Origin of the sequence: Paraburkholderia sp. GAS348, from assembly GCF_050434205.1 — a bacterium.
Taxonomy (GTDB): Bacteria; Pseudomonadota; Gammaproteobacteria; order Burkholderiales; family Burkholderiaceae; genus Paraburkholderia.
Map to the genome: position 1 here is coordinate 37848 of NZ_JBNPVT010000006.1, position 26502 is coordinate 64349.

Annotated in this window: 22 protein-coding genes and 1 pseudogene; 12 read left to right on the plus strand and 11 right to left on the minus strand. The window is 62.2% G+C overall.

The features are described from left to right. Positions 1-60 precede the first annotated feature (60 nt). Together P3T22_RS12570 and P3T22_RS12575 are read left to right on the plus strand one after the other, a co-directional pair. Positions 61-571 (plus strand): annotated as a pseudogene (locus tag P3T22_RS12570) (Spy/CpxP family protein refolding chaperone). Positions 572-777: 206 nt separating this feature from the next. Then, positions 778-1215: a PGDYG domain-containing protein gene (locus P3T22_RS12575; RefSeq protein ID WP_063495918.1), complete on the plus strand. Its 438-nt coding sequence runs from the start codon at positions 778-780 to the stop codon at positions 1213-1215. 112 nt (positions 1216-1327) lie between these two features. On the opposite strand, the gene P3T22_RS12580 is transcribed toward P3T22_RS12575, so the two are convergent. The 8 genes from P3T22_RS12580 to P3T22_RS12615 all read right to left on the minus strand — a co-directional run bounded on the left by P3T22_RS12580 (position 1328) and on the right by P3T22_RS12615 (position 9369). Further along, positions 1328-1696: a DUF3022 domain-containing protein gene (locus tag P3T22_RS12580; protein ID WP_063495917.1), complete on the minus strand. Its 369-nt coding sequence runs from the start codon at positions 1694-1696 to the stop codon at positions 1328-1330. A gap of 111 nt (positions 1697-1807) precedes the next feature. Continuing rightward, positions 1808-2617 carry a YhfC family intramembrane metalloprotease gene (locus tag P3T22_RS12585; RefSeq protein ID WP_063495916.1) on the minus strand — a complete coding sequence of 270 codons (810 nt, stop codon included), beginning with the start codon at positions 2615-2617 and terminating at the stop codon, positions 1808-1810. A gap of 60 nt (positions 2618-2677) precedes the next feature. Further along, the gene (locus P3T22_RS12590) at positions 2678-3901 is read right to left on the minus strand and encodes a LacI family DNA-binding transcriptional regulator (protein ID WP_429325124.1); all 1224 of its coding nucleotides are present in this window, start codon (positions 3899-3901) and stop codon (positions 2678-2680) included. Then, positions 3898-4863, minus strand: a complete 966-nt coding sequence (locus tag P3T22_RS12595; protein WP_063497925.1) for a 2-hydroxyacid dehydrogenase — start codon at positions 4861-4863, stop codon at positions 3898-3900. The genes P3T22_RS12590 and P3T22_RS12595 overlap by 4 nt, the downstream gene beginning before the upstream one ends. A 4-nt stretch (positions 4864-4867) precedes the next feature. Then, entirely contained in the window at positions 4868-6163 is a 1296-nt protein-coding gene (locus P3T22_RS12600; RefSeq protein WP_063495914.1) for an MFS transporter, read from the minus strand. A 339-nt stretch (positions 6164-6502) separates the two neighbouring features. Beyond that, on the minus strand, positions 6503-7486 hold the full coding sequence (locus P3T22_RS12605) for a sugar kinase (RefSeq protein WP_429325125.1): 984 nt from the start codon (positions 7484-7486) through the stop codon (positions 6503-6505). Between the two features lie 39 nt (positions 7487-7525). Continuing rightward, entirely contained in the window at positions 7526-8299 is a 774-nt protein-coding gene (locus P3T22_RS12610; RefSeq protein WP_429325126.1) for a sugar phosphate isomerase/epimerase family protein, read from the minus strand. A gap of 149 nt (positions 8300-8448) precedes the next feature. Beyond that, on the minus strand, positions 8449-9369 hold the full coding sequence (locus P3T22_RS12615; protein ID WP_429325127.1) for a LysR family transcriptional regulator: 921 nt from the start codon (positions 9367-9369) through the stop codon (positions 8449-8451). A gap of 120 nt (positions 9370-9489) precedes the next feature. Here P3T22_RS12615 and P3T22_RS12620 point away from each other — a divergent pair, with 120 nt between their 5' ends. The 7 genes from P3T22_RS12620 (at position 9490) to P3T22_RS12650 (ending at position 17968) form a co-directional block, all read left to right on the plus strand. Continuing rightward, the gene (locus P3T22_RS12620) at positions 9490-10578 is read left to right on the plus strand and encodes a YeiH family protein (protein WP_429325128.1); all 1089 of its coding nucleotides are present in this window, start codon (positions 9490-9492) and stop codon (positions 10576-10578) included. Positions 10579-10737: 159 nt separating this feature from the next. Next, a complete protein-coding gene (locus tag P3T22_RS12625) occupies positions 10738-11475 on the plus strand; it encodes a glutathione S-transferase (protein WP_429325129.1) in 738 nt (245 codons plus the stop codon). Between the two features lie 112 nt (positions 11476-11587). Beyond that, entirely contained in the window at positions 11588-13321 is a 1734-nt protein-coding gene (locus P3T22_RS12630) for a ClcB-like voltage-gated chloride channel protein (RefSeq protein ID WP_063495909.1), read from the plus strand. A 581-nt stretch (positions 13322-13902) separates the two neighbouring features. Beyond that, positions 13903-15354: a DUF7594 domain-containing protein gene (locus tag P3T22_RS12635; protein ID WP_429325130.1), complete on the plus strand. Its 1452-nt coding sequence runs from the start codon at positions 13903-13905 to the stop codon at positions 15352-15354. 507 nt (positions 15355-15861) lie between these two features. Then, entirely contained in the window at positions 15862-17199 is a 1338-nt protein-coding gene (locus tag P3T22_RS12640; protein WP_063495908.1) for a C45 family autoproteolytic acyltransferase/hydolase, read from the plus strand. A gap of 259 nt (positions 17200-17458) precedes the next feature. Continuing rightward, complete coding sequence (locus P3T22_RS12645; RefSeq protein ID WP_063495907.1) at positions 17459-17713, plus strand: hypothetical protein; 255 nt, start codon at positions 17459-17461, stop codon at positions 17711-17713. Positions 17714-17737: 24 nt separating this feature from the next. Next, positions 17738-17968, plus strand: a complete 231-nt coding sequence (locus P3T22_RS12650; RefSeq protein WP_063495906.1) for a DUF2795 domain-containing protein — start codon at positions 17738-17740, stop codon at positions 17966-17968. A 206-nt stretch (positions 17969-18174) separates the two neighbouring features. Here the strand turns inward: P3T22_RS12650 and P3T22_RS12655 are convergent, their stop codons facing one another. From P3T22_RS12655 to P3T22_RS12665, 3 genes are all read right to left on the minus strand, one after another. After that, the gene (locus P3T22_RS12655) at positions 18175-19224 is read right to left on the minus strand and encodes a LysR family transcriptional regulator (RefSeq protein WP_063495905.1); all 1050 of its coding nucleotides are present in this window, start codon (positions 19222-19224) and stop codon (positions 18175-18177) included. Between the two features lie 360 nt (positions 19225-19584). After that, on the minus strand, positions 19585-19695 hold the full coding sequence (locus P3T22_RS12660; protein ID WP_420488475.1) for a hypothetical protein: 111 nt from the start codon (positions 19693-19695) through the stop codon (positions 19585-19587). Between the two features lie 30 nt (positions 19696-19725). Beyond that, positions 19726-20343, minus strand: a complete 618-nt coding sequence (locus tag P3T22_RS12665) for a TetR/AcrR family transcriptional regulator (RefSeq protein ID WP_063495903.1) — start codon at positions 20341-20343, stop codon at positions 19726-19728. 219 nt (positions 20344-20562) lie between these two features. Between P3T22_RS12665 and P3T22_RS12670 the strand changes: the two genes are divergently transcribed. The 3 genes from P3T22_RS12670 to P3T22_RS12680 are packed head-to-tail and all read left to right on the plus strand — an operon-like array spanning position 20563 to position 26412. After that, on the plus strand, positions 20563-21810 hold the full coding sequence (locus tag P3T22_RS12670; protein ID WP_429325131.1) for an efflux RND transporter periplasmic adaptor subunit: 1248 nt from the start codon (positions 20563-20565) through the stop codon (positions 21808-21810). Then, entirely contained in the window at positions 21807-24929 is a 3123-nt protein-coding gene (locus P3T22_RS12675; RefSeq protein ID WP_429325132.1) for an efflux RND transporter permease subunit, read from the plus strand. The genes P3T22_RS12670 and P3T22_RS12675 overlap by 4 nt, the downstream gene beginning before the upstream one ends. 4 nt (positions 24930-24933) lie before the next feature. Further along, on the plus strand, positions 24934-26412 hold the full coding sequence (locus P3T22_RS12680) for an efflux transporter outer membrane subunit (RefSeq protein WP_429325133.1): 1479 nt from the start codon (positions 24934-24936) through the stop codon (positions 26410-26412). Positions 26413-26502 lie beyond the last annotated feature (90 nt).

The following is a 26502-nucleotide window of genomic DNA, read 5'->3' on the forward strand; positions in this document are numbered from 1 at the left end:
TGCGTGGGGTCGCTCGCCATGCTCGCCTTGTCCTAATTCGAACAGACATCAGGAGTTTCGATGAAAAAAGCACTCGTAATGTTGGCCACCGCAGTCGCCATGAGCGGCGCGTTCGCACAAACTTCCGCGCCGGCTTCGGCGCCGATGGGCACCCCGGCTTCCGCACCCGCCGCAAAAGCCGGCCACGAGCGCAATGTCGAAGACCGCATCGCCTACCTGCACACCCAGTTGAAGATCACGCCGGCGCAGGAATCGCAATGGAACGCGTTCGCCGATGTCATGCGCAGCAATGGCCAGACGATGGGGCAGTTGTTCCAGCAGCGCAAGGCCGATACGAACCTGTCGGCGCTTGACGACATGAAGCAATACGCGACGATCGCGCAAGCGCATGCGGACGGCATGAAGAGGCTGGTCGATGCGTTTGACCCGCTGTACAACAGCTTCTCGCCGGAACAGAAGAAGCTGGCCGACGTAACGTTCCATCAGGGTGGCCCTGAGGGTGGCCGTCACCATGGCAAGGGCGGCGGTAAGAAGGCGCCGGCAAGCGAATGATGCGGCTGTGAAGCCGTAAGCGGTCAGCTGCACGGTTGATGACGCGCGGCGCGGATTTCTGCGCTGCGCGCCCGGTTCTTTTGCTTTTGGCGGCCGTGCTCGCCGCCTTCCCCGCCAATGGCAAAAGAAACCGATCTTCAGATGCATCTGGCATGATTGCGAGTACGTGGCGTCGAGACACCGGGTCCCGGCGCGGCTATCTATCTCTCTACACCCGCTCGCTTCATGACCGAACTCAAAAATCTCGACCTGAGTCAAGATGCCAACGCTCAGCGCGTCGTCAAAAACGAAACCGTGAGCGTTGAATTCGCCGCCGCCGAAGGCGAACTGATGAGCCTGGAAGGGCCGAACCGCTATGTCCGCGGCGACGCGCTGATCACCGGTTCGACCGGCGACCGCTGGGTCGTCTCGCGCGAACGCTTCGATGCGAAATATCTGCCGGAAGACACCGCCCTCGCGCATGGCGCACCGGGCGCTTATCGCAACCGTCCGGCCGTCGTGCTGGCCAAACAGATGAACGAAGCGTTTTCGCTAGCCCGTTCAGCAGGGGGCGGCGACGTGCTGCACGGCGCCGCCGGTGACTGGATCATGCAGTACGCCCCCGGCGACTACGGCGTGGTGCAGGCCGCACGCTTCGCGAAGGTCTATCGGCTTGCCGATTGAGTCGCTGCCTGTGACTCCCAGCCAATGAGTCGTGGCCGGCTGACCGCGGTAAGCCCAGCCGCATTCGGGCCCGCCATCTAGCCAATGGCCCGCGGGTCCTGAGTCAAGCGTTTTAAGCAAACTCGTCGCCGAGATCCACCGTCACATCGCGCGGCACCGCCTCGCCGTTCGCGTACTGTTCTTCGAGCGAGCCGATGCTCGCTTCTACAAACGCCCGCAGCACCGCGAAACTCCGGCCGCGCAGCCGCGCCGGCAACGCGCGATAACGCGCCAACGCGGTCGGCGCAATCACCACGGTCATCACGATGCGGCGCGCGGTCGCGCCAAAACGCATTGCAACCCAGTGAATGGCCAGCGTCGGCGTGCCGTCTTCGCCGGCACGCTGGATGAACTGTGTCTGCTCGGGAAACAGATCGCTGATGACGCGAGCCAATTCCTCGAACTCGGGATTCGCGCAGTCGTATTGGTAAGCTTCTTCCATGAGGTGTGCCGAAAGGATGTGCCTGAACGGTGTACCGAAGAGGTACACCGAAAGTTAGAGAATCACGGATGGCCTGAGTAACACGCGGCTCACAGGCGGCTCACAAGCGGCTCATGCGGCAACCGCCGGGCGACGGAACGTTCTGAACAGCAAGCCCGCGACAATCACCGCCCCCAGCGCATACACGCCGTCCACTGCGGCGAGCGGCACGAGTTGCGCCTGGAACAGCGCAGCCGGCACGTCGACCAGCGCATGCAACACAATCGCGAGCGGCAGGATGCCGCGCCAGCCCGCCCGCACGCCACGCCACATCAATACCGACAAGCCGATCTGGAACACCAGTGCGGCCACCCGTTCGAGCGCGAAAATGCCGGCCGTCTGCGGCGTCAGGCTTGCGAGGATCAAGTGGATGCGCATTACCGAGTCGGTCGGCAGATTGCTCAGGTAGCCGTCCAGTTCGCCGCGGTTCTCGAAGACGGCAAACAGGATCCATTGAATCTGCACCAGCACGCCGACCAGCCAGGCCTCAGCGCCGCCGTGACCGAGGCCATAGGTGAGCGCCGTGCCGTCACCCGTGCTCGCAGCGGACGCGGACTTCGCTGCCGCGCGCTTGAGCAGCAGGCGCATTCCGATGAAACGCCCCACTTCCTCGCAGATACCCGCGGCCAGCGCGCCGTACACCACGAAGGCCAGCGGATTGGCCAGGAGGGTGGCGGTCGCTTCGTTCCGGTGCAGCACGTAGTCATTCAGCGCGCGCTCGATCACCATCGCGAACAGCGCGAACACGGCGATGCCGGTAATGGCGTCGCGGGGGTTGAGCGCGAGCGGCCGGCGCAGACGGCGGTAAATCAGGAACGGTAAAGCGGCGACCAGCAGCGTCGCGACGGCGAGGCTCGAGAGGGTAAGCGGTGCAACAACCATGAGTTTCCTTGCGATGACCGGCGCGCACCCGCTGCGCGCCGCAGCCCGAATGATCGCAGATCAGCGCGAAGTTGACGCACGGATGATCAATTCGCCTGGCAGGAGGCAGTCGCGCGCGGTGGTTTGCACCCCTTCGATGCGCTCATGGAGGAACTCGACCGCACGGTAGCCGATCTCGTAGGTCGGCTGGCGGATCGTAGTGACGCCGGTCAATTCGGCCCATTCGGGATCGTCGATCGACAGCAGCGCGACGCGCGCCTGCCAATCCACGCCATAGCGCGCTTTCAGATGGAGGGCGAGGCACAGCGCGACCGGCGCGTTGGCCGCGAACAAGGCGATGCGGCTGGGTTTGCCGATGGCGCGAACTGCGGCTGTAACGGTGGCGTTATCTGTGGCGTTATCTGTGGCGCTGCGTGCGGCGTTATCTGCCGCGCTGGACACGGCCCCGCCCGGACCGCCAACCGCATCAATTGCGCGATCCAGTTCAGCGAGGGCACGTTCGACCGCCGCCGGCTCCGCGAGGTTCAGCACCAGCGTATGCCCCCGCGCGCCACGCTTGTCGCCGTTTCCCTTGCCGCCCGTCCTGCTGCCTTCGCCCTTACCGCCAGGTCCGCCCTCACGTCCCTTACCGCCCTCGCCGCTCATCACCTCGCGAAACGCCGCCTCGCGCAGTTGCCGCGAGCTGATTTGCTCGAAGGGCTGCACGACAAACCAGATATCGTCGAAACCGTTGTCGAGCAGATGCCGCGTGCCAAGCTCAGCGGCCGCCCGGTTGTCCAGCCCAACCATGTCGGCGACCAGCCCTTCCACCGAACGGTCGACCAGCACCGCCGGAATTCCCCCGCCGCCCACCGGCCGCAGTGTTTCCTCGCGCACGCCGAGCGCGTTGACGATCACGCCTTCCACGCGATACGTGGTGAGCAGTTGCAGATAGCGCCGCTCCATTTCGACTTCGTTGGCCGCGTGGCAGATCAGCGGCATCAACCCGAGCGCGTGGCAAGCGGCTTCCACGCCTTGCAGCACTTCGACGGAATATGGGTTCGTCAGGTCGGCGAGCAGCATGCCGATCAGGCGATTGCGGCCACGCTTGAGGCCGCGCGCCATCTGGTTCGGCTGATAGTCGAGACGCTCGATGGCCGCCTCGATGCGCGCGCGCAATTCCGGCGACAGCACGCTCATCTCGCCATTCAGGTAGCGCGAGATGCTGGTCTTGCCCGTGCCGGCTTCGCGCGCGACGTCGGTGATCGTCGCGCGGCGTGCGGCGGCAGGCGGCGTCGTGCTCATTTCTTCAACACTTCGCGATTGACGATGTTGATCGCGAGCGTACCCTCGAGCGCGGCTACAAGGTTTTCCGCCGCATTGCGCGCCATCGCATGGCGCGTCTCGTGCGTCGCCGAACCGATATGCGGCAGCGCGACCACATTCGCCATTTTCAGCAGCGGCGAATCGGCCGGCAGCGGTTCGGTCTCGAACACGTCCAGACCCGCGCCGTGAATCGTGCCGTTTTGCAGTGCTTCGATCAGCGCCTGTTCATCGACCGTGGCGCCGCGCGATGCGTTGATCAGGATCGCGCTCTGCTTCATCGACTTGAGTTCGGCCGCGCCGATCATGTGCTTCGTCTCGGGCGTGAGCGGCACCTGCAGACAGACGAAGTCGGAGATGGCCAGCAGCTCCGCCAATTCGACGCGGCGCGCACCGTAAACCTGTTCTGCCTGCGCGTTCGCACTGCGGTTCGTATACAGCACCTTCATGTTGAAGCCCAGCGCCGCGCGCCGCGCGACCGCGCCGCCGATCCGTCCCAGTCCGACGATGCCAAGCGTCTTGCCCTGCACGTCGACCCCAAAATGCGCGGGTCCGATGCTGTGCTTCCACTCGCCCGCCTTCACCCACTCCGCGAGTTCGACCACTCGCCGCGCCGAAGTGAGGATTAGCGAGAACACCGTATCCGCCGTGGATTCGGTCAGCACGTCCGGCGTGTGCGCGAGCACAATGCCGCGGCGCGTGAGATCGGCGACATCGAACTGGTCGAAGCCCACCGAGATGGTCGACAGCGCCTTCAGCCGGCTCGCGCCTTCGAGCATCGCTGGCGTGATTTTCACGCTCGAACCGATACCGCCGTCCGCGTCTTTCAGCGCGGCAACAAACGCGTCGTGCTGCGCGGGGTCGACCTGCACGACTTCTGCACGCTGTTGCAGATACGCGAGCACGTCCTCGGGCAATGACTTCCAGGCGACGATCTTCTTCATCAACTTATTTTCCTTGCAACGGTGTAGCGAGCTTGGCGCCCTTGCTCAGCGGCTCTGCTTGTGGCTGCGGCTTGACGATCAGCGTCAGAATCACCGCGGCGACGAGGGCCACGCTCATGAACGCATAGGATGCCGCGGGCGAACCGGTCGCGCCATTCAGATAGCCGACCACGTACGAGCCGACGAACGATCCGAGCGCCCCCATGCTGTTGATCAGCGCCATCGCGCCGCCCGCAACGTTCTTCGGCAGCAGTTCCGGCACGATCGCGAAGAACGGCCCATACGGCGCATACATCGCACCGCCGGCGATCACCAGCAGCGCATACGAAATCCAGAAGTGCGTGGAGCCGATCGCGTACGACGCGGCGAACGCGATCGCGCCGACCAGCAGGAACGGCCACACGAACACTTTGCGGCGGTTGAGTTTATCCGATGCCCACGAAGCCGCCAGCATGGCGATCGTTGCGGCCAGATACGGCAGCGCCGAGAGCCAGCCGGTTTCGACCATGCCGAGCGTCGAACCATTCTTCAGGATCGACGGCAGCCACAGCACGAAACCATACACGCCGATGCTCCAGCAAAAATACTGCGCGCACAACTTGATGACCGCAGGCGTGCGGAACGCTTCGCTGTAGTTGCGCACCGGCTTGATCGCGGCCTGTTCGGCGCGCAAGGTTTCGGCGAGCTGGTCCTTTTGCTGCTGGGTGAGCCACGAGACCTGCTGCGGCTTGTCCTGCACGATGAACCACCAGCACACGGCCCAGAGAATCGCGGGTGCGCCTTCGGCGATGAACATGTGACGCCAGCCGAACGAATGCACCAGATAGCCGGATACCACCGACATCCACAGCACCGTCACGGGATTGCCGAGAATCAGGAAGGTGTTGGCCCGCGAGCGCTCGCTCTTCGTGAACCAGTTGCTGATAAAAATCAGCATCGCCGGCATCACCGCGGCTTCGACGACGCCGAGCACGAAGCGGATCACCATCAGCGAGGGAATATTGCTGACCATGCCGGTCAGCGCCGCGCAACCGCCCCACAGGATCAGGCTCCAGAACACGAGCTTTTTCACGCTGCGGCGTTCCGCGTAAATCGCGCCAGGAATCTGGAAGAAGAAATAGCCGAGAAAGAACAATGCGCCGATCAACGACGACAGCCCCTTGCTGATGCCGAGATCCTGATTGATGCCGGCAGCCGATGCGAAACCGAAGTTCGCACGGTCGAGATAAGCGAGGCTGTACGTGATGAATACGATCGGCATGATCGTCCACCAGCGGCGAATGGCAAGCGATGAGGTCATGTGAGTCTCCTTTGTCGACCAGAGTTAGCGCTTTAGCTGTCGACCAGAGTTAGCGCTTTAACGCTTACTCTGGTCCCATGCAAAGCTCTTACTCTGGTCCCATGCAGTTGCGGTCGACCAGAGTTGGTGCAAAGTACTTACTCTGGTCTCATGCAAGATAGTTGCTAACGGCTTCCCGAAGCAAAGATGGGCGGTCATGGGGCGCTGTTCGAGCGCTCTTGCTGTTATCGAACTAGCTAATGCTGAATGGCTGAATGCTTTGAATGCTTTGAATGCTTTGAATGCTTTGAATGCTTTGAATGCGTTGAATGCGGCCCCCTGAGCGTGGTTCGCCCGCGCTCAAGCCGCGGTTGCATCGTGCGGCACATCGGCGAGCTCGAGCGCGTCGAGTTCGGCGCGGCTCGGCAGGCCTTCCGAATCGCCGATTACCTGGATCGCCAGTGCGCCGATGCGGTTGCCGCGCGCAACCGCTTGCGGCAGTGTCCTGCCTTCGAGCAGCGCGCTGACCACGCCGACGGCGAAGCCATCGCCCGCGCCGACCGTGTCCACCACCTTCACGACCGGCCGGCCGGCGATCACGGCGGCATCGTCGGCGGTGCGGAAGTACGCGCCTTCTGCGCCGAGTTTGACAATCACGCCGCGCGCGCCGTGGTCGAGATAAAACTTTGCAATGTCGTCCGGCTGCGTATAACCAGTCAGAATCTCGCCTTCGCCGATGCCGGGCAGCACCCAGTCGGCCAGTGCGGCGAGCGCATTCAGCCCTTCGACCATCGCGGCGCGCGAGGGCCACAGCGTCGGGCGCAGATTCGGGTCGAACGAAATGGTCTTGCCGGCGGCACGCATTTCACGCGCCAGATGGAACGCGAGTTCGCGCGAGCTGGCTGAGATCGCCGGGGCCACGCCTGTCAGATGCAAGTGACGCGCGGGCAGCACGTAATCGGCCGCGTAGTCGGCCAACGACAGGTGGCTCGCCGCCGACCCTTTGCGGAAATACTCGATAGCCGGATCGCTGCCGTCGTCATTCTTCGACTTCAACTGGAAACCGGTCGGGTAGCGCTCGTCGGTGGTAACGCAGCGCTGGTCGATGCCTTCTTTCGCCAGCGTGTCGCGCACGTACTGGCCGAACGAATCGTTGCCGACCCGGCTCATCCAACCCACCTTGAAACCCAATCGCGACAGACCGATCGCCACGTTCAGATCGGCACCCGCGACGCGCTTGGTGAATTGCCCGACACCGGCGAGCGCGCCGGTGTCGGCGGCCACGAACATGGCCATCGCTTCGCCGTAGGTGATGACGTCGAGTGCTGCGGTTGTGTTGCTCATGCTTCGCTCCTGCGTACTTTTTTAAGGCGTACGCGCCGTTTACGCGGCGGCCAGCCAAGCGACGTAATGCGCCGCGTCCGCGTCGATCCGGCTCGCATCGAACGGAAATTCGATGCCGCGCGGCACGTGGCGCGGCAGCTTGTCGAGCACCGCGGCGAACTGCGTGTCGTCGGCGGCCGGCGCGGCGGGAAAGCGTCGTGCGCCGTCGCCCACCGCCGTCTTGCAATGGATGTATTCGACGTGTGCAGCCAACGGCCCAGCGGCATCGAGCGGCGCGACATCGCACCATGCCCAGTTGCCGATGTCGAAAGTCATGCCGAGAACGTCGGCGTGGCCTTCGCGCTTCAACGCATCGAACAGGCCAGTGAATTGCGCAAGCGAGCCGCCTTCGGCCAATTGGCCGTTTTCGACGACGAGCCGCACGTTCGCGCCGCGCAGATGGTCGGCAATCGCCGCGCCATCGGCCTCGGAAGCGAATCCGCCGAGTTGCAGCTTCACGAAGCGCGCGCCGAACGCCGTCGCTTCGTCGAGCGCGAGACGCAGCGCATCGGCGTCGACGTGTCCGTCGGACGTATACAACGAAGCGGGGGTCGAATACACCGACCACAAGCCCAGTTCTGCGATCGATTTGCCAAGCGCGCTCAAAGCCTGCGGCGCCGCATCGGCTTCGTCCACGAACAGTTCGCGGCGCACTTCGAACGCCGCCGCACCGGCCCGTTTGCTCGCGCCGGCCCACTTCAGATGGCCGCCCTTGCGGACCGCGTCCATCCCGAAAGCACTTGCGACGATCACCACGTCCACTGCGTCAGTCATGTGGAATTTACTCAAATCTGTCTCAGGATCGGCATTTGGAACCGGTTCCAAACACGTTTCGAAAAAAAGCGCCGAGGCGCTTGCGATGCCCGAATAGTGCGCCGAGCGCGGCGTCATGCACCATAGTGGAAATCCCCAGGAAACCTCGATCAGGTTCCATCCACAAGGCACAGCGCGAGGAACTGCTCAACCACCCGCGACGGCGCACTCGCGTGAGGCACCAGAATCGACAGCCGCCGCGTCAGCGCCTCAGGGCCAAGCGAGCACCGGCACAGCGCGCCGTCCTCATGCCGCATCGACATCGCCGAGACGAAACCGATGCCCATGCCCGCCCGCACCGCCTCCTTGACGCCTTCGACCCCGGCAATCTCCAGCGCCACGCGCATCGGCACGCCCGCCCGGGCAAAGGCCCGCTCGACGATCTGCCGCACGCCCGACCCGGCTTCGCGCAACACCAGTGGATGCGGGCCGAAGGCTGTCAGCTCCACGCGCTCGCCGTTGATGCCCTGCCCGTTCTCCCTGCCCGCACCGACCGCCTGCGCCAGCGGATGCGTGCGCGGCATGATCGCGACGATCTCGTCCTCGCGCCACGCATGCACCGCGGTGTCCGGCGGCAGATCCGCGCCGACCGGGCCTTCGATCATCGCGATATCCACCGAGCCTAGCGCGCCGACGATTTCCGTGGTGTTGCCATCGGCGGTATGCAGTGTCACCTCGGGATAGCGGCGATGAAAGTCGGCAATCAGGTACGGCAGCAGATAGCTCGCCGGCGTGGTGCTTGCGCCGATGCGCAAGGTGCCCTGCTCGAGGCCGCGCAACGCGTCGCGATACGCATGCGCCTGCCGCCACGTATCGCGAAGCCGGGTGGCATAGCTGGCGAGCTGCTCGCCGGCGGGCGTGAGCCGCACGCCGCGCCCGTCGCGCAGGTACAGCGACTCGCCGAACTCGTCCTGCAACTGCCGCAATTGTCCGGACACGGCCGGCTGCGATAAATGCAGCGCCACAGCCGCCCGGCTGATGTTGCGATGTTCGGCAACGGCGGCAAACGTTATAAGTTGGTCCGGGGTCATGGCGGTCAAAGTATCCGTACAACCGATACTTTACATTCTAAATCACGATTTTTCATATCGATATATCTAATTTAGGATTCGGGCTATCGAATTCAGACAGCTATAGGAAGGCACTACGCCATGTCCACCGCTCATCTCACCGCTTCTGCCGCACCCGCCGGGTCTTCATCCACCCGCGGCCAGCTCAACGGCATTCTCTTCGTTGCACTGTTTGCCGCTGCCGTGACCCGCATCGCGGCGATCCCGGCCATCGCCGGCCTGGGTTTGAGCCCGCTGATCGTCGGCATCGTGGCGGGCGCCATTTATGGCAACGCGCTGCGCGACGGCATGCCGGAAAGCTGGGCAGCCGGCGTCAACTTCTCGGCGCGCAAGCTTTTGCGCATCGCCGTGGCGTTTTTCGGGTTGCGCGTCAGCCTGCAGGAAATCGCTCAGGTCGGGTTGCCCGGTCTCGCCGAATCGGTGCTGATTGTCGTCAGCACGCTGGTGATCGGCACGTGGGCCGGGATGAAGATCATGAAGCTCGATCGCGACACGGCGCTCCTCACTGCCGCAGGCAGCGCGATCTGCGGTGCGGCTGCCGTGCTCGCATTCGAGTCGACGCTGCAATCGAAGCCGCACAAGAGCGCCATGGCAGTGGGCAGCGTGGTGCTGTTCGGCACGCTCTCGATGTTCCTCTACCCGGTGCTGTTCAAGGCGGGCTGGCTGCATCTCGACACGGTTGGCGCGGGCCTGTTCTTCGGCGGCACGATTCATGAAGTGGCGCAGGTGGTCGGCGCGGCCAGCAACGTGAGCCCGGAAGCGACCCACATCGCGACCATCGTCAAGATGACCCGCGTGATGCTGCTGGTGCCGGTGCTGCTGGTCGTCGGCATCTGGGTGAACCGCTCGGCACGCAGCGCTGCCGCTACGTCTGAAGACGGCAAGCAACACGCTCCGCGCAAGCTGGCGATTCCCTGGTTCGCGCTCGGCTTCCTTGCCTTCGTCGTGATCAACTCGCTGCACGTCCTGCCGGAAAGCGCGACCAGCACGCTGAACATGCTCGACACCTTCGCGCTCACCATGGCCATGACCGCGCTCGGTATCGAAACCCGCATTGCGCAGATCCGTCAGGCCGGCCCCCGCGCATTGACCACCGGCTTCATCCTGTATGTGTGGTTGATCGCCGGCGGACTGGGTATCACGTGGACCGTCCAGCATCTGTTCGGCTAAACCGCCCTCGCCTCCTGACCAACCCCGCCGCGTGCGGGGTTTTGTGCGTTCAGGAGAACCATCCGGTACGCACGCGCGGCATACTGGCTGCTGACGTTGTCCGTTCAGGCAACCCCGTTCACGCCAACCCGTTCATGGAACCAGAATGAGGACCGATCGATGAGCCTGGAACTTTACTATTGGGACGGCCTGCAAGGCCGCGGCGAATTCGTGCGGCTGGCCCTGGAAGAAGCCGGCGCGGACTACGTGGAAGTAGCGCGCGGCGAGCCGGCGGACGGCTTGGGTACGAAGGCGATGATGGCGGTGATGAAGAGCAGGGACGAGCCCTATCCACCGTTCGCGCCGCCGTTTCTGAAGGACGGCGATCTGGTGATCGCGCAGACCGCCAACATCCTGTTCTATCTCGGCCCGAAGCTCAATCTCGCGCCATCGGTTGAAAATCTGCGCTACGTCGCCAACGGGCTGCAACTGACGATCGCCGATATGGTGACCGAAGCGCACGACACGCATCACCCGCTCGCCAGTGCGCTGTATTACGAAGACCAGAAAGACGCCGCCAAAGTGCGCGCGCACGAGTTCATCGACAACCGGATTCCGAAGTTCATGAAGTACTTCGAGCGCGTGCTGAAACAGAATCCGGCCGGCGACACCTTCATGGTGGGCGACGCGCTCACTTACGTCGACTTGTCGATGTTCCAGCTGATCGACGGTCTGCTGTATGCGTTTCCGCGCGCGCTCAAGCGCTTCGGCGAACACTATCCGCGCCTCGCGGCGTTGCACGACGCGGTGATGGAGCGGCCGAACATCGCCGCTTATCTTCAGTCCGACCGGCGTATCGCGCATAACGAGGCCTGCATCTTCCGGCACTATCCGGAACTCGATAAGGCGGCGACTTGAGCCACGCCGGCCGCCTTCGCGAACCCTGCGCATCGCGCCCGCTTCCGCCAGCGGGCGCGATGCTGTTACCGTACGCGCATTCCATCCACCCATCACGCCCTCTCCTGCCGACGTGCTTTCATTCCTGCTGAAGCTGCGCACCCGCGCCCAAACGCTGTTCCGTCTGTCCGACGCCCATACGATGCTGGTCTGGTCGGTGGTGGTCGGCGTCGCGGGCGCGTTCGCGACGATTGCCTTTCGCGAAGGCATTGCGTTGTTGCAACTGGCGGTTGTCGGCAAATCCGGCAGTTTCGTCGAAATGGCGCGCGGCTTGCCGTGGACGGTGCGTGTGTGGCTGCCCGCCGCGGGCGGCCTGATCGCCGGCTTCTTTCTGCTGATCGCGCAGCGTCACGTCGACAAGTGCAATCACATCGACTACATGGAAGCCGTCGCCATCGGCGACGGCGTGGTGCCCGTCAAGCTGAGCTTCTGGCGCAGCGTGTCGTCGCTATTCACGATTTCGAGCGGCGGCTCGATCGGCCGCGAAGGGCCGATGGTGCAACTGGCGGCGCTGGCCGCGTCGCTGATCGGCCGCTGGGTGCATTTCGACCCGCCGCGTCTGCGCCTGCTCGTAGCCTGCGGCGCGGCGGCCGGGATTACCTCTGCATACAGTGCGCCGATTGCGGGCGCGTTTTTCGTCACGGAAATCGTGCTCGGCTCGATCGTGATGGAAAGCTTTGGCCCCGTGGTGGTCTCGGCGGTGGTCGCCAACATCACGATGCGCGAGTTCACCCGCTACAAACCGCCGTACGAAATGCCCGTGTTTCCGCCGGTGGCAGGTGCCGAAGTCCTGTTGTTCGTTGGGCTTGGGTTGCTGTGCGGTGCGGCCGCGCCACAGTTTCTGCGGCTGATGGACTTCTCGAAAGCGAACTTTCGCAAGCTGCCCGTGCCGCTACCTATCCGGCTGGCGCTGGGCGGTCTGATCGTGGGCATTCTTTCCGTGTGGACGCCCGAGGTGTGGGGCAACGGCTACAGCGTGGTCAATTCCATTTTGCATTCGCCGTGGACGTGGACCGCGCTCGTCCTCGTGCTGGTGTTCAAGATCGTCGCGACGTCGGCGACGGTGGGGTCAGGCGCGATCGGCGGGGTGTTCACGCCGACGCTCTTCGTCGGGGCGGGGGTGGGCTCGCTGTTCGGCCTCGGCATGCACGCGTTGTGGCCGCACGGCACCTCGGCGCCGTTCGCTTATGCGATGGTCGGCATGGGCGCGTTTCTGGCCGGTGCCACCCAGGCGCCGCTAATGGCGATCCTGATGATCTTCGAAATGACGCTCAGCTATCAGGTGGTGCTGCCGCTGATGCTGTCGTGCGTGGTCGCCTATTTCGTATCGCGCGCAATCGGCAAGACGTCGATGTACGAAATCACGCTGCGCCGCAATCAGGAGGAACAGGAGCGCACCCGTCTGCGCGCGACGCAGATGCGCGAGCTGATCCGTCCCGCCGAAACCGTCGTGCCGCCGAACGCAACCGTGCAGGACATGACGCGCGTGTTCCTCGAATATCCGGTGAAGTATCTGTACGTCGCCAACGAGTCCGGCGCGTTTCTCGGTGTGGTCGCGCTCAAGGACATCACCTCCGATCTGCTCGACAAGCGCGACACCGCCGCGAAAACCGCCGCGGATTATCTGCAGCCGCATTTCGATGTGCTCACGCCGGACATGCCGCTTGGCGTTGCGTTGCAGCACTTCATGGCGTTTCAGGGCGAGCGCCTGCCGGTAGTCGAAAGCGCGGCGGATCCGAAGCTTGCGGGCGTCGTCTACAAGACGTCGCTGCTCGATGCGTATTTCCGCATGAATCCGACGCGCTAGGCTGGGCTTCGGGCTTCGGGCTTCGGGCTTCGGGCTTCGGGCTTCGGGCTTCGGGCTTCGGGTATTCGGGTATTCGGGTATTCGGGTATTCGGGTATTCGGGTATTCGGGTATTCGGGTATTCGGGTATTCGGGTATTCGGGTATTCGGGTATTCGGTCAAGTGTTCTGGGTGAACGATTTTGAAGTTGGCGCATTTTAGTAGGAATCCAACTCCAACACTGCCCGATGAAATGCACCCATCAAACTGAGCGAAGCAGAGAGGCATGCCATCGGCATCACTTCGTCACCTGGGCGAATCAAACCATCGACAACGAAGTTTGAAACATGCTCAGCGCATACGTACGAAATTTCAAACCAAATTCATCTGAACATTGAAGCTGGGATTTAGTAGAGTATGCAAAGGGTATTGGTGTCGTCTGCCAATACCCTTCCCAGCCCTCCCTCTTGGCAGGGGAGGAACGATCCTGAGTGCTTTGTTATAAGGATTGCGTATGCGAAGAATTCTAGTGGCAGGTTTCGGGCCATTCGGTGGCGAACGCCCAACCTTCATTTTAGATTAATCCACCAGATGGGTATTTTCATGAAAAGCATAAAAAATACGAAACGATATATCTGCGGCCTGGCCACCTCGATCATCAGCATATGCATGGTTCCATTTCCTGCTTATGCGGACAATTATCAAACCAGCGTCAATTGCACTTATAGCCATACCCTGGGTGATGACGCCATTTTGATGTTCGGAATGCCGGGTCACGCAATGTGGCATGATTTTTTTGGCAATACCGGAACAGATGCGTCATCAACTTATACCAGCCTGCAAAAATCGCCAACCACCACCTGTACCGATCTGGCTGATTCATCGGCTTACTGGGCACCTTCACTGAGATTACCCGATGATACGGTAGTGCGCCCCGCATATCAGAAAACATATTATCAAACTGTAAACAGCACTGAAAACCCGTTAACCCAATTTCCACCAGGCTTGCAGCTTCTGGCCGGAGATCATAAAGGCACTTCGCCGAACCCTTATATTAATTTCCTGTGCAATGATGGCAAAGGTTATAGCCATAACGCAGAGCGAACTTGTTTACCGCCTTCGACCAGTGAACCAATACAACTCGACATTGCCGTTCAGTTTCCCAACTGCTGGGATGGTAAGACTATCGCTGCAAAACCGTCAGGCGTGACTCATAAACCCAATGCAGTTTATGCTGATGCCAGCGGAGCCTGTCCGGCTGATTATCCCAAACACATTCCCACGGTTAACATGAATGTCGCCTACTTATTCCCCGGCGTAGCTTCTCTGGATCTTGGTAAAGTTCAATTATCATTGGATCCCATCATGAACGGCGACCAGCGTATCGATCAATGGGGAAGTATTTATACAGCGCATGGTGATTTCATCAATGGCTGGACACCAGATGCGGCGAAGTTTATGACCGAACGCTGCATGAACAATAACTACGATTGCACAAGCTATATGCCTTATAGCTATGTCAACCCCATTGCCGATACCTATGTAAGCAACAAAGATGATAGCGACCGGAATTTTGGAGGAAGTGGTCAATTATTAGTCCAGGGAGATACCTCTAACGCCAGTGAGAGCGGCAATCCCGAAAAAATAACTTTATTAAAATATAAAATTCCACCCCTGCCAACGTCTTATTCCGAAGAAGAAAGCGCTATGTTTAAATATAAAGTTCATCTCTACGGCGGAAGAAGTACGTCAAGTGGAGCGCAGACGATTTATATTTACCCAACGTCAACGGAATGGGATGAAAACAGTGTAACGTGGAACAATCATCCTGATTGTAATTATAAATCCTATGCGAGCCTGTACCTGGATGAAAAAAATCAGTATCGCGACATCGACGTAACCAATCTGGTTAAACAGGCTCAACAGGCAGGGCAGCAGCAAATTGCATTTTGCATCAGTGGCGACACCAAAAAGAACGGAGATTCCTACACATTTTACTCAAAAGAGACGAATTACTCGCCACAGCTGATTATCGTTGGCGTGCAGCCTCAATAACCTGATTTTTTAATCCATGCAATCGAGCCAGAAGTGCCAGCGGCAACGCTGGTGCTTCTGGAATATTAAAGACTTGTTTGATTTTAAGTATTTCAGAAAAACGATTTCGAAGTCGGTGCGTTTGAGTGAGGAATCCAACTCAAACACTGCCCGATGAAATCCGTCATCAAGCTGCGTGAAGCAGAGCAGCATGCCATTCGCGTCACTTCGTCACCGGGACGAAGGAAACCATCGACGACGAAGTACGCAACCTGCCCGGCGCATACGGCACAAAATTTCAAATCAAATTCACCTGACCACTCATTCGGATTCGGGCCTTCGGCCACTGTGCCGCTTGACCGCTGAACCGTTCATCGAGCCCGCGCTGGACGGTGCGGCGCCGCCTTCCCAGCCCGTGCAAAGCACAGCAGATTCTCTACAATGGGGAAACCGCTGCCGCGCTTGCGAGCAGCGCGCGTTACGCCAAGACGGGCGCACCGAGATGCCCGCCCTTCGATCGGAGCGAAGATGAGCGAACCGTCCCTCGATGCCGTACGCCGCGACCAGGCGGGCTGGATTTTTCTGCATATCGAAGGCGAACCGTACGATCGCGGCGAACAGCATGGCCAGTTGCTCGCCACTGAAATCCAGAACGCGATCCGCACCGCCCGCTATCTTGCGAAATGGGACACCGGCGAAGACTTCGATACCTTCGTCGATGCCGCCGTATCCCAGTTCGCCAACAAACTCGACACTGAATTCACCGACGAAATCCAGGGCATCGCCGACGGCGCGAAGCTGCCGTTCGCCGAAGTGCTGGCCTGGAACGGTTACATGGATCTGCTGCAAAGCTGGTGGCCGAGCCACGCAGCGGCCCAGCAGCCGCAGCTCGGCCTGAAACCGTGGCGCGGGCGCCGCGGCCATCACTGCAGCGCGTTCATCGCCACCGGCAGTGCCACCCGCGACGGCCGCATCGTCATGGCGCACAACTCGTGGGACCGCTACGCCGCGGGCGATGCGTTCAACGTCGTGTTCGACATCGTGCCGGATCGCGGCAACCGCATCCTGATGCAGGGCTTGCCGGGCTGCATTTCCAGCCTCACCGATTTCTGGGTCACCGAAGCCGGCCTGATGGTCACTGAAACCACCATCTCCAACTTTGCCGGCTACAACGCCGCGGGTGCGCCGGAGTTCTATCGCTCGCGGCGCGCGTCGCAGTACGCCAACAACATCGGCGAATGGTGCGAGATGTTCGCGGTCGCCAACAACGGCGGCTACGCGAACAGCTGGCTGCTCGGCGACACCAAGACCGGCGAGATCGCGCGCTACGAACTCGGGCTGCATTATTCCGGTTTCGAGAGTACGAAAAACGGCTTCTACAGCGGTTACAACACCGCGACCGATCTGAAGATACGCAACCAGGAATGCATCGGCGAAGGCGAAGACTATACGGACGTGCGCAAGAACGGCGCGCGCCGCTTGCGCTTCATGCAGCTCGAAGAAATGCATCACGGCAAGATCGACGTCGAACTCGCCAAAGAGATGATCGCCGACCATCACGACGTCTATCTCGACCGCAACGACAACCCATGCTCGCGCACGATCTGCGGGCATCTGGAACTGGACGACGCGCGCTTCGGCGGTTCCGATCAAGGGCCGTTCAATCCCTGGGGCGCCAACGACGGCAAAGTGGTCGACAGTGACATGGCGCGCACCATGGCGTTCACCGCGCGCTGGGGACACCCGTGCGGCCGGCCGTTCGACGCCCAGGCGTTCATGAAGCGCCATCCGCAGTGGAACTGGCTCAACGGCTATATGCGCGACCGGCCGTCGTGGCCGTGGACGCGGTTCGAGGTGCTGCGCTAGACGAGGTGTTTATTGCAACGCAACATAAATGGTGCACGAGCGTTCGCGACTGCGTTGCCTTTTTCCTGCCATCATGTGAAATCTACAATGAGGTTTTGTCTTTTTTACGCGCGCGCCGCAGCGGTTTGACATCTAAGATGGTAGATGCACGCCGCGCGCATATGGCAACGCCGCGTGTAGGTTGCGCCCTCCTTTCGACGCGGGGACGGTGCAGCGCTTGCTCACCTGTTAGCGCCGCATGAGCTGAGGAGGTCGGGTGATGAAAACCTCGACACTGTTGACCATGGTGACGCTGTCAGCCTCGTGTTTTGCCGCGCCGGTTCATACCGCAACGGACAGCACTACCGCCAATAGCCTTGCCGAACGCGCCAACGCCGCACCCGTCGCCCCTGCGGCGCCGGACGTCGCTGCCACGGACGACAATCGTCCGCAACAATGGCAATACATTGCGCTGCCCAAGTCGCGGCATCTGGAGCGAAGCTTCACGGGCCAGAACGAACACCTGCAAACCTGAAAACAGCCCTTGGGGAGCGCTGGCATGACCGCATCGGCTATTCCTGGCGAATCGATTGATCTGCAGATCGCCGACGTTCTGCGCGAAGTCAGTTTCCCGACTTATAAAGATGCGCTAGTCGACGCGGCGCGCGAAGCCGGCGCGAGCAACGAAGTATTGTCGATGCTCGACGGCTTGCCGGAGCAGGATTACGCCGACGTGACGTCGGTCACGCGCCTGATCGGCGGCAATTACGGGCCGGGTCTGGGCGCATGAGCGGAAAGCGGGTCTTTACGCTGGGCTCGCTCTCTGAGGTCCGTGCTTCCTGCACGTAATAAGCTGGGCTCGCTCTCTCAGGTCCGTGCATCCTGCACGTAATAAATATCCCATTCGCTTTCGGCGGTTTTAACGACACCATCGCGTCGGCAAAAGCGATTCGAAGGCGCGCTTGAAGCGCGAGGCGCCTGCGTGCCGCACGCCCGTCAAAGCGGCGACGCCACCACGCTTCGCGCGCGCGAAGTCCGGGGCTTCAGCCGCGTCACGTCACCCGGCAATGCAGACACCGGCAGATCATCGGGATACGCCGGCGAGCCGGCGACGGCACGCCGCGGCATCGTGGCGCGCGGATCGCGCGCGTGCTCATCGGTCTGCTGGAAATGCGCAACCAGGTGGTCGATAAAGGTGCGCACTTTCGCCGGCAAATGAAGGCGGCTTGGATAAGCAATCGTGATTTCGATTCGCGGCAGACGGTAGTCGCCGAGCAACGGCACAAGGCGCCCGGACGCCAGATCCCGCCCGATCAGATAGCTCGGCAAAATCGCCACGCCCATACCCAGCAGGGCGAACTGCCGCAACATCTCGGTGTTGTTCGCCGCAATCGCGTTGGTGGGCCTTACCCGCACTTCGCCGTCCGGTCCGGTGAATACCTTCTCGTCGCCACCCTGCTCAGCAGGCCGGCTCAGACACGGATGCGCCAGCAAATCTTCGGGGCGGACCGGGGTGCCGTGCTGCGCAAGATAAGCGGGTGTCGCGCAGACTGTCATATAACCGGTGGTCAGACGCCGCGTGACGATGCTCGCGCTGCGCATCTGCCGCGCGACCATGATCCCCACATCGAACCCCTCTTCCACCAGATCGACGTGGCGGTCCGCCAGCGTGACGTCGGGCATCACATCCGGATAGCGCGCCGCGTACGACTGCACCACCGGCGCGAGGCTATGCAGGCCGAACACCACTGGCGCGACGATACGCAACGTTCCAACCGGTTCGTGATTGCGCGCCACCACCATCTGCTCGACGCCTTCAAGGTCGTCGAGAATGTGGCGCACGCGTTCCAGATAGGTTGTGCCGGATTCGGTGAGAGAAAGACGGCGCGTGGTGCGATTGAGCAGCCGCGTGCCGAGACGCGCTTCCAGATCCGCGACGTGACGCGTGACGACGGCAGTGGAAAGATCCAGCGCGCCAGCCGCGCCGACGAAACTGCCAAGGTCGGCCACCTTGACGAATACGCGCATCGACTGCAATTGATTCATGGGACGACTCCTGCCTCGGTAAAGCCGGGCCGGCGCAACGCTGCCGCCTGTGTCGACCCGCACGACAAGGCGCGCGCGGATTTGCCCAACGATTCGATTGTATCGACCCGATCATGTCCCAACCCTGACCTGAACATGACAATCCGGACAGGTTCCTGAGGCGCTCGCGACACTATTGCGAGGCTTATTGCGGATATTTAACTAGGTATAAACCCTTATACGCTGGTAACATAGCGCCCGAAAGGAAATTAATCGCCATGCCACATCGTTTTCAGCTTTTCGAAAAAATCGCATTTTCACTGGTTTGCTGGTCCGCCGCGGCCTGTTCGGCCTTCATCGCTTACGAGCGGTGCCCGGACATCAAGGTCGTCCTGCACGTCGGTGAGGAAGCCCTGCGCGCCAGTGGGCAGTATTCTTTCGTCTGCGCCACGCCGGTTGCAGACACCTGCGCGCAGTTGCCGGCGAGCTGATTCGCCGGCATTCGCCACACTATCTGATCGATTACGCGTCGCGCCCAAACACCACGCGCGCGAAAAATCCCGCCAGCACCGTTTCAGCCATCTCGGCCGGCACGTTCTGCGGGTCGACCGTGTAGAAGAACTGCACGCCGTCGCACAAACCCATCAAGCCCATCGCCAACGTCTCCGCCGGCAGCAGCAGCGGCGTGCCGACCCGCGTCGAAAATTCGCGGATGTACGCGCTCAACTGTTCGAGCTTCTCGTGCATGAACGCGTTAAAGCGTATCCGGAAGCGGCCGTCACGCACGGCAAGCAGCTTTGCCTCGACCCACAGCAGGAAGCACTTGTTCTCGCGATGCAAGCTGCTGTAATAGCGCAGCACGCGCTCTTCCATCTCTTCGCGCGACGCCGCGTTTTCGAAGATGGCCCGCAACCCCGCCTGCATGGTCTCGTGGTCGCGACGCAGTAGCTCGAGGAACAACTCGTTCTTGCTGCGGAAGTTCGAATAGAACGCGCCGCGTGTATAACCCGCCGCCCCGGCGATGTCTTCGACACTCGCGGCGACAAAGCCTTTCTTCATAAAAATCGCTTGCCCAGCGTCAAGCAGACGCTGGCGCGTCTGGTCCTTGCTCTGCTCGCGTGTAAGTCGTTGCCGTTTCATGGGCGCAAGTCTAGCACCGAAAAGAATTCCAATTCACGCCGACATTCAAATACATGTGTGTATTAGAATGCAGCCATTCATCCGAAGTCGGATGCGTATGCCAATTGCATGTTTCGGCCCACGCGTCCTCGCTGGCGGGCCGCTGCGGCTTGCCGTGTTCGTTCGCTGTCTCCAGTTGGGGTAATTGTGAAGCGTCCCGGTCCTCCCGCATCGTCTGCGATGCGCCAGCAGTTTCATCGGCATGCCCGTTCCGCACGCTTGCGCCGCGCAGCATTCGCCCTCGCCTTCGCCAGCATCGTCACGCTCGCCGCGTGCTCGAAGCAAGAAGCGGCTGCGCCCGCGCCGCGTCCGGTGGTCGCCGTCGCCGTGCATACGGACGGCAGCGCGACGGTTGCGGCAGCGTTGCCTGGCGAAGTGCAGGCGCGCTATTCCACGCCGCTATCGTTTCGCGTCGGCGGAAAAATCATCGAACGGCGTGTACGTTTGGGCGACGTAGTAAAGTACGGGCAGATCGTCGCCCGGCTCGATCCGGCAGATGCGCAGAAGAATGCCGCCAGCGCGCAGGCTCAACTGGAAGCCGCGCAACACAGTCTCGTGTATGCGAAGCAGCAACTCGAGCGCGACCAGGCCCAGGCGAAAGAAAACCTGATCGCGCCCGCACAGCTCGAACAGACCACCAATGCGTACGCGTCAGCCGCCGCGCAGCGCGACCAGGCCGCGCAACAGGCGGCGTTGTCGAAAGACCAGTTGCAGTACACCACGCTCATTGCCGATCACGCCGGTGTGATCACCGCCGAGCAGGCCGACACCGGCCAGAATGTGTCGGCAGGCCAGGCCGTCTACAACCTCGCATGGAGCGGCGATATCGACGTGGTCTGCGACGTGCCGGAAAGCGCGCTAGCCGCGCTCTCGATCGGGCAGACCGCGAAGGTCTCGTTGGCCGCGCTGCCGGGCCGCAGCTTTACCGCGCGCGTGCGCGAACTGTCGCCCGCCGCCGATCCGCAAAGCCGCACGTACCGCGCCAAGCTCACGCTCGACAATCCCGGCCCGGATGTGCGCCTCGGCATGACCGCCGACATCGCGCTCTCCGCACCTTCGCCCTCGGACTCGGCTGCGAACTCGTCTGCGAACTCGGCTGCAAACCCAGCTGCCAACTCCGCTGCCAACCCCACTGCGAGCCAGAGCAGTTCCTTCACGGTGCCTGCCACCGCCCTGTTCCACGACGGCACGCAGCCGGCCGTGTGGGTCGTGCGTCCCGCGGATAACGCGCCGGGCGTCGGCACGCCGGGCGTCGGCACGCTGGAACTGCGCCGCGTGACGGTCACCCGCTACAACGAGCGCACGATCGTGATCGGCCTGGGGCTCAAGGACGGTGACCGCGTCGTACTGCAAGGCGTGCATACCGTGACCGCCGGCGAAAAAGTCCACGTGATCCCGCCGCTGCATCCCGAGGACTTCGCTTCATGAGCACCACGCATGAAGAAGGACGCTTCAACCTGTCCGCATGGGCGCTGCGCCATCAGGCGTTAGTGGTTTTCCTGATCGCGCTCGCGACCGCGTTCGGCATCCTTGCCTATACCCGTCTCGCCCAATCGGAAGACCCGCCCTTCACATTCCGCGTCATGGTGATCCGCACCTTCTGGCCCGGCGCGACCGCGCGCCAGGTGCAGGAACAGCTCACCGACCGCATCGGGCGGAAATTGCAGGAAACACCCACCATCGATTTCGTGCGCAGTTACTCGCGCCCCGGCGAATCGCTGATGTTCTTCTCGATGAAAGACTCGGCGCCGGTCAAGGACGTGCCCGAAACCTGGTATCAGGTGCGCAAGAAGGTCGGCGATATCGCGGCGACCCTGCCGCCAGGCATTCAAGGCCCGTTCTTCAACGACGAATTCGGCGACGTCTACACCAACATCTACACGCTTGAAGGCGACGGCTTTTCCGCCGCGCAACTGCACGACTATGCGGACCAGTTGCGCACGGTGCTGCTGCGCGTGCCGGGCGTCGGCAAGGTCGATTATTTCGGCGATCCGGATCAGCACATCTACATCGAGATCGCCAACACGCAACTCACACGCCTCGGCATCTCGCCGCAGCAACTCGGTCAGGCGATCAATTCTCAGAACAGCATCTCGCCAGCGGGCACGCTGACCACCACCGACGACCGCGTGTTCGTGCGTCCCACTGGCCAGTTCAAGGACGTCAACGCGCTCGCCGACACGCTGATCCGCATCAACAACCGCTCGTTCCGTCTCGGCGACATCGCGACCATCAAGCGCGGTTACGACGATCCTGTCGCCACGCAAATGCGCTCGGGCGGCAAGGCGGTGCTCGGCATCGGCGTCACGATGCAACCGGGCGGCGATGTGATTCGTCTGGGCAAAGCGCTGGATCAGGAGACGCTCAAGCTGCGGGCCACCCTGCCCGCCGGCTTGCACCTGGTCGAAGTGTCGAGCATGCCGAACGCAGTTGCGCATTCTGTCGACGATTTTCTCGAGGCCGTTGCCGAAGCGATTGCGATCGTGCTGGTGGTCAGCCTGCTGTCGTTGGGCGTGCGCACCGGCATGGTGGTCGTGATCTCGATACCCGTCGTGCTCGCCGTCACGGCGCTGTGCATGTACCTGTTCGACATCGGCTTGCACAAGGTGTCGCTGGGCACATTGGTGCTGGCCTTGGGGCTGCTGGTCGACGACGCGATCATCGCGGTCGAAATGATGTCAGTGAAGTTGGAGCAAGGCTGGACCCGCACGCGTGCTGCCGCCTTTGCATACACCAGCACCGCTTTTCCGATGCTGACCGGGACGCTCGTGACCGTCTCCGGCTTCCTGCCGATTGCCTTGGCGAAGTCGAGCACCGGCGAATACACGCGCTCGATCTTCGAAGTGTCGGCAATCGCGCTGATTGCGTCGTGGCTCGCGGCGGTGGTGCTGATTCCACTGCTCGGCTATCACATGCTGCCCGAGCGCAAACGTCAGGAACACGAAGCAGACGATCACGAACATGACATCTACGACACGCGCTTCTATAAGCGGCTGCGTGGCTGGATCGGTTGGTGCATCGAGCGGCGTTTCGTCGTGCTGGCGATCACTATCGTGCTGTTCGTCGCGGCGATGGCAGGCTTCACGCTAGTGCCGCAGCAGTTCTTCCCGAGCTCGGACCGTCCCGAGTTGCTGGTGGACGTGCGCCTGCCCGAAGGCGCGTCATTCGAAGCGACGTTACGGCAAGCACAGCGGCTGGAGAAAGCGCTGGTGGGCCGGCCGGAAATCGATCATACGGTGGACTTCGTCGGCACCGGTGCGCCGCGTTTCTATCTGCCGCTCGATCAGCAATTGCCGCAGCCGAATTTCGCGCAATTCGTGATCACGGCGAAATCGGTAAAGGATCGTGAGAAGCTCGCACAGTGGCTCGAAGCGGAATTGCGCAATAACTTTCCGGCGATCCGCACACGCCTGTCGCGCCTCGAGAATGGGCCGCCGGTCGGCTATCCCGTGCAGTTCCGGGTAAGCGGCGACGATATCGCCACCGTGCGCTCGATCGCCGAGCGCGTCGCCGCGACCATGCGCGCCGAGCGCGGCACCCGCAACGTCCAGTTCGACTGGGACGAGCCTGCCGAGCGCTCGGTGCGCTTCGAAGTCGATCAGAAGAAAGCACGCGAACTCGGCGTGAGCTCAGAAGACATTTCGAGCTTCCTCGCTATGACGCTTTCCGGCTACACCGTCACGCAGTATCGCGAGCGCGACAAGTTGATCAGCGTCGATCTGCGCGCGCCCAAAGCGGAACGCGTCGACCCCGCGAAGCTCATCACACTGGCGATGCCGACGCCGAACGGCCCGGTGCCGCTTGGCACGCTCGGTCGTCTGCGCAACGACCTCGAATACGGCGTGATCTGGGAACGCGACCGGCAACCCACCATCACCGTGCAGTCCGACGTGGCCCCGGGCGCGCAAGGGATCGACGTCACGCATGCCGTCGATAAAGCGCTGAGCCAGATTCGCGGCACGCTGCCGGTCGGCTACCGGCTCGAAATCGGCGGGTCGGTCGAGGAAAGCGGCAAGGGGCAAACGTCGATCAACGCGCAGATTCCGATCATGGTCATCGCCGTGCTGACGCTCCTGATGGTCCAGTTGCAGAGTTTCGCGCGGGTGCTGATGGTGGTGCTGACCGCGCCGCTCGGCTTGATCGGCGTGGTCCTCACGCTGCTGCTGTTCGGCCAGCCGTTCGGCTTCGTCGCGATGCTCGGGGTGATCGCGATGTTCGGCATCATCATGCGCAACTCGGTGATTCTGGTCGATCAGATCGAGCAGGACATTGCCGCGGGACATAAGCGCTTCGACGCGATCGTCGGCGCGACGGTGCGGCGCTTCCGGCCGATCACGCTGACCGCGGCCGCCGCCGTGCTTGCGCTGATTCCGCTGTTGCGCTCGAACTTCTTCGGTCCGATGGCGACCGCGCTGATGGGCGGCATCACGAGCGCAACCATCCTTACGCTGTTCTATCTGCCGGCCCTGTACGCGATGTCGTTCAGAGTGCGCGACGACGAGCGCGAGCCGCCGGCGCCGTCCGGCACGGCGCACTCGGGGAACTGAGATCATGACTACCCTTCCATTCCCTCGGCACCTGCGCCTCGCGCTTCTCAGCGGCGCCGTGCTGGCGCTGGCTGCCTGTTCGTTCGGCCCGAACGGCGAGCCGCCCGCCATGCCGCAACCGGCTCACTACGGCGCCGAAGCGCAGCCGACGCAAACCGTGCCCGCACAAGGCATCACCCAGCAATTCGTGGTCGGTGCGAAGCCGGTGCCCGAATGGTGGAAGCTTTATCAATCGGAGGCGCTGAACGCACTGGTCGACGAAGGCTTGCGCAACAGCCCGACGCTTGCCTCGACCGAAAAGAGCCTGGCTGCAGCGCGCGAGCAACTGCGCGCGCAGATCGGCAGTTCGCTGCTGCCGACCATCGACGCAGGCGGCCAGGCCACCCGCAATCGTGCGCTGGCGATTCCCGAGGCCGGTCCGAATACGTTCCTGTACAACGTCTTCGTCGGTCAGTTACAGGCGCACTATACGTTCGACCTGTTCGGCGCCTCGCGCCTCGCCGATGCGGCGCTCGCTGCCCGCGTGAATGTGCAGGCGTATCAGTTCGATGCCGCGCGTCGCGCGCTGGCGGCCAACATCGTGACGGCGGCGATCACGAGCGCGGCATTGCGTGCGCAGATCGACACGACCGAGCGGCTCGTGACAATTGCCAACGATCAGGCGCGCGACACGCAACGGCGCTACGCCTTGGGCGCGGTCTCGCACGCCGATCAGTTGAGCGCGCAACAGAGCGCGGCGAGCCTGTCGGCAAGTTTGCCGGGTTTGAAGCAGCAATGGCTGACGACGCGTCATGCTCTGGCGGTGCTGCTTGGCCGCACGCCGGATGCGGCACCGGGCGACCTCGATCTTGCGCAACTGCATGTGCCTGAACAGGTACCGGTGGTGGTGCCATCCGAGCTGCTGCGCACCCGGCCCGACATTCAGGCCGCGGACGCCGCCCTGAAGGCCGCGGCGGCCGATGTCGGCGTCGCGACGGCGCAGATGTTCCCGAGCCTCTCGCTGAGTGCGTCAATGGGACAAGGCGGCTTTAGCTGGCCGGTGGCGCTGTCCGGCGCCGGGGCGATCTGGAGTATTGGCGCGTCATTGTCGCAACCGCTGTTTCATGGCGGCGCCCTGTTCGCTCAGCGGCGTGCGGCGGTGGACACCTATGACGCTGCGGTTTCGCAATACAAACAGACCGTGCTGGCCGCATTCCAGAACGTCGCCGATACGCTCGCAGCACTGCAGCACGACGCGCAGGCGCTTGACGCGGCGAGCATTGCCGCGCGCTCGGCGCAGGGAATTTTTGACGAAACGTCGGGACGCTACCGGCTGGGCGCGTTACCGATCGCGTCGACACGGTCGAGCGAGCAGCAGTTCCGCAACGCGCAGCTTGATGAGATCCGCTATACGAGCGCGCGACTGACGGACACGGCAGCCTTGTTCCAGGCGATGGGGAATCCGCCGTTGGCGTCGGAGCCATCCGCCGTTCAAGTCGACTGATCGCAGCGATCCGGCACCCCTCCTATGCCGCCGGAATCGTCAACACCTGCCCTGAATAGATCAAGGATGGGTTCTTCAGGATTGCCCGAT